The 3,288-nt window shown below is 42.8% G+C and carries 4 protein-coding genes; all 4 read left to right on the top strand.

All coding sequences use genetic code 11. The annotated features are described in order from the left end of the window. The coding region (locus tag WJ238_RS00185) for a segregation and condensation protein A (protein WP_337605825.1) at window positions 1-599 on the top strand (599 nt) is incomplete at its 5' end. Between the two features lie 27 nt (window positions 600-626). Then, the gene (gene scpB, locus WJ238_RS00180; protein WP_230106034.1) at window positions 627-1,196 is read left to right on the top strand and encodes an SMC-Scp complex subunit ScpB; all 570 of its coding nucleotides are present in this window, start codon (window positions 627-629) and stop codon (window positions 1,194-1,196) included. A gap of 86 nt (window positions 1,197-1,282) precedes the next feature. Continuing rightward, the gene (locus WJ238_RS00175) at window positions 1,283-2,488 is read left to right on the top strand and encodes a D-alanyl-D-alanine carboxypeptidase family protein (RefSeq protein ID WP_337605824.1); all 1,206 of its coding nucleotides are present in this window, start codon (window positions 1,283-1,285) and stop codon (window positions 2,486-2,488) included. A gap of 151 nt (window positions 2,489-2,639) precedes the next feature. Continuing rightward, the coding region (locus WJ238_RS00170; protein WP_524536974.1) for a hydroxymethylglutaryl-CoA lyase-like TIM-barrel protein at window positions 2,640-3,288 on the top strand (649 nt) is incomplete at its 3' end.

Here is a 3,288-nt window from a genome sequence, read left to right as displayed (position 1 = left end):
TGAATGTTATGAGTGAATTTCTCCTCATGGCAGCTACTCTCCTGGACATCAAATGCCGGATGCTGCTTCCGAAAGAGATAAATGAAGAGGGGCAGGAGGAAGATCCCCGGCAGGAACTGGTAGAGCAGCTTTTGCAGTATAAGATGTATAAATATATGGCTTACGAACTTCGCGACAGGCAGGTGGAGGGAGAAAGAGCAATCTATCGGGAACCGGATATACCGGAGGAGGTTCAGGAATATGTGGAGCCGGTAAACCTGGAAGAACTTCTCGGAGACCTGACCCTGGCAAAGCTGAACCGCATCTTCAGGGATGTTATGCGGCGGCAGGATGAAAAGATCGATCCGATCCGGAGCGGATTTGGAAAAATAGAAAAAGAAGAAGTATCGCTTCCGGAAAAACTGGATTATGTGGAGGAATACGCAGTAAACCACTCTGTATTCAGTTTCCGGCAGCTTTTGAAAAAGCAGGGATCGAAAGTGCAGCTTGTGGTGACATTTCTTGCTGTATTGGAACTGATGAAGACCGGAAAAATCAAAATAGAACAGAAACAGCCTTTTGATGATATCTGTATTACATCAATGGTGTATCGGCAATAAGCCGAATATAGAAAGGGAAGTATAAAAGTGGAGATCAGCAGACTGGAAGGTATAATAGAAGCCATTCTTTTTACAATGGGAGATTCAGTGGAGCTGTCCAGGATTGCGGCGGCCATTGAACACGATGAGGATACGACACGAAAGATCATACATAATATGATGGATAAATATGAGGCGTCTGATCGGGGAATGCGGATCATAGAGCTGGAAAATTCCTTTCAGATGTGTACAAAAACGGATATGTATGAATATTTGATCAAAGTGGCCAGACAGCCCAGAAAATATGTATTGACGGATGTACAGCTGGAGACTTTATCTATTATTGCATATAAGCAGCCGGTGACAAAACTGGAGATCGAAAAGATAAGAGGAGTAAAGTCGGATCATGCAGTAAACCGTCTGGTTGAGTATAATCTTGTATGTGAAGTAGGCAGACTGGACGCTCCCGGACGTCCGCTTCTCTTTGGGACAACGGAGGAGTTCCTTAGAAGATTCAGCATCCATTCGCTGGATGAACTTCCAAGCCTCAATTCAGAACAGGTAGAAACTTTTAAACATGAAGCAGAGGAAGAGGTACAGATGAAACTGGATATCTGATATAGAATTTCATAGCAGATTCGGAATATCAGCAGCTGCAGGCGCATAGACTGGAAAAGAATAAAAAGAATCTGGTGTGACTTAAGATGGTGAGATCAAAATATAAAATGATATTGGCAACAGCAGTTCTTTTACTGGAAGTTTTCTTTGCCCCGGCTCAGGCAAAAGCCAGCAAGACTCCCGAAGAACTGTCACAGCTTTACGCCCGGTCAGCGGTTTTGATGGACGCTGACAGCGGGCGTGTTTTATTTGGAAAAGAAGAAAAGACTGTTCGCCCCATGGCAAGTACAACAAAAATTATGACCTGTATTCTTGTCTTGGAATCCGATATGGAGGAGATTTGCACAGCTTCTGATCATGCAGCGTTACAGCCGCAGGTCCGACTTGGAGTAAAAGAAGGGGAACAGTACTTTACAGAGGATCTTCTCTACTCCCTGATGCTGGAATCCCATAACGACAGCGCTGTGGTCCTGGCGGAAAATCAGGCCGGAACCGTGGAAGCTTTTGCAGATCAAATGAATAAAAAGGCAAAAGAAATCGGATGCAAAAATACACATTTTGTCACCCCAAACGGACTGGACGGGAAAGACGAAGAAGACATTCATGGGACAACAGCCGCTGATCTTGCGCACATCATGCGTTATTGTATTAAGATTTCGCCGGAAAGAGAACGGTTTCTCGAAATAACCAGAACAAAAAGTTATCAGTTTACAGATGTTTCAGGAAACCGCAGCTTCTCCTGTTTAAATCATAATGCCTTTCTTGATATGATGGAGGGGGCCCTTACTGGAAAGACAGGATTTACCGCGGCTGCAGGCTACTGTTATGTAGGGGCATTAAAGAGGGACAATAGAACCTTCATTGTTGCCCTGCTTGCATGCGGATGGCCTAACAATAAAAATTATAAGTGGTCTGATACAAAAAAACTGATGCAGTACGGAATTGATAATTATCAGTATGAAAAAATAGAGAGGGCAGATACGCTGCCGGACCTTCCGGTCAGAAACGGAGTGCCGGACAGAGGAGTTGGGAGAGATTCCAGGGTCAGCTTATCCGTAAAGGGAAATAGTCGTCTGTTTTTGATGGCTGAAGACGAAAAAGTGGAGACAGTTGTGACTCTTCCGGACTATATAGAAGCCCCGGTTGAAAAGGGAGAGACAGTTGGAAAGATACGCTATATTGTGGATGATTTTGTGGTATCCGGTGATGAAATATATGCGGCAGAGCCGATTTTGAAACGGGATTTTTTCTGGTGTTTTACAAAGATAACAGAATTGTTTTGCGTGATATAAAAATGAAAATGTATTAAAATAAATCAATTAAAATGATTAAATTTGTCACTTCTATTTTTTGAATATGTATGTTAGGATAAACAAGTATTAAAAAAAGACAAGAAAGTTGATTAATATTTAACTTTTGGAAGATAGTAAGGGAGATGGCAAGATGAAAAATTGTGAAAAATATGAACGGCAGTATTTTATGCCGCCGGAAGTAACATATGACTGGGTAAAGAAGGAATACATTGATCAGCCGCCCATCTGGTGCAGCGTGGATCTTAGAGACGGAAACCAGGCGCTGATCGAACCTATGAGCTTAGAAGAAAAACTGGAATTTTTTGAGTTGCTTGTAAAAGTTGGTTTTAAGGAAATTGAAGTGGGATTTCCGGCTGCTTCTGAGACAGAATACCGCTTTATGAGAGCATTGATCGAGCGGAAGATGATTCCTGATGACGTGACAGTCCAGGTACTGACACAGGCAAGAGAACATATCATCAAAAAGACATTTGAAGCCGTTAAAGGAGCTCCTCACGCTGTGATCCATCTTTATAACTCCACATCTGTTGCGCAGAGGGAACAGGTATTTAAAAAAGATAAGGAACAGGTGAAAAAAATTGCCGTTGACGGGGCGAAGCTGTTAAAAAAACTGGCAGATGAAACAGAAGGTAATTTTACGTTCGAGTACAGTCCGGAGAGTTTTTCCGGAACAGAGGTTGACTATGCTGTAGAGGTATGTAACGCAGTACTGGATGTCTGGAATCCCCAGGCGGACAATAAAGCCATTATTAACATTCCGACTACAGTGGAAAATGCCA

The organism is Claveliimonas sp. (assembly GCF_037273965.1).
In the GTDB taxonomy this organism is placed as follows: Bacteria; Bacillota; Clostridia; order Lachnospirales; family Lachnospiraceae; genus Claveliimonas; species Claveliimonas bilis.
The sequence above is the reverse complement of the archived record's forward strand: the minus strand, read 5'-3'. Positions and strand labels throughout refer to the sequence as shown.

Bases quoted from the DNA above. Each gene is read 5' to 3' on its own strand.
- WJ238_RS00175 (WP_337605824.1), top strand. From the start codon at position 1,283: ATGGTGAGATCAAAATATAAAATGATATTGGCAACAGCAGTTCTTTTA.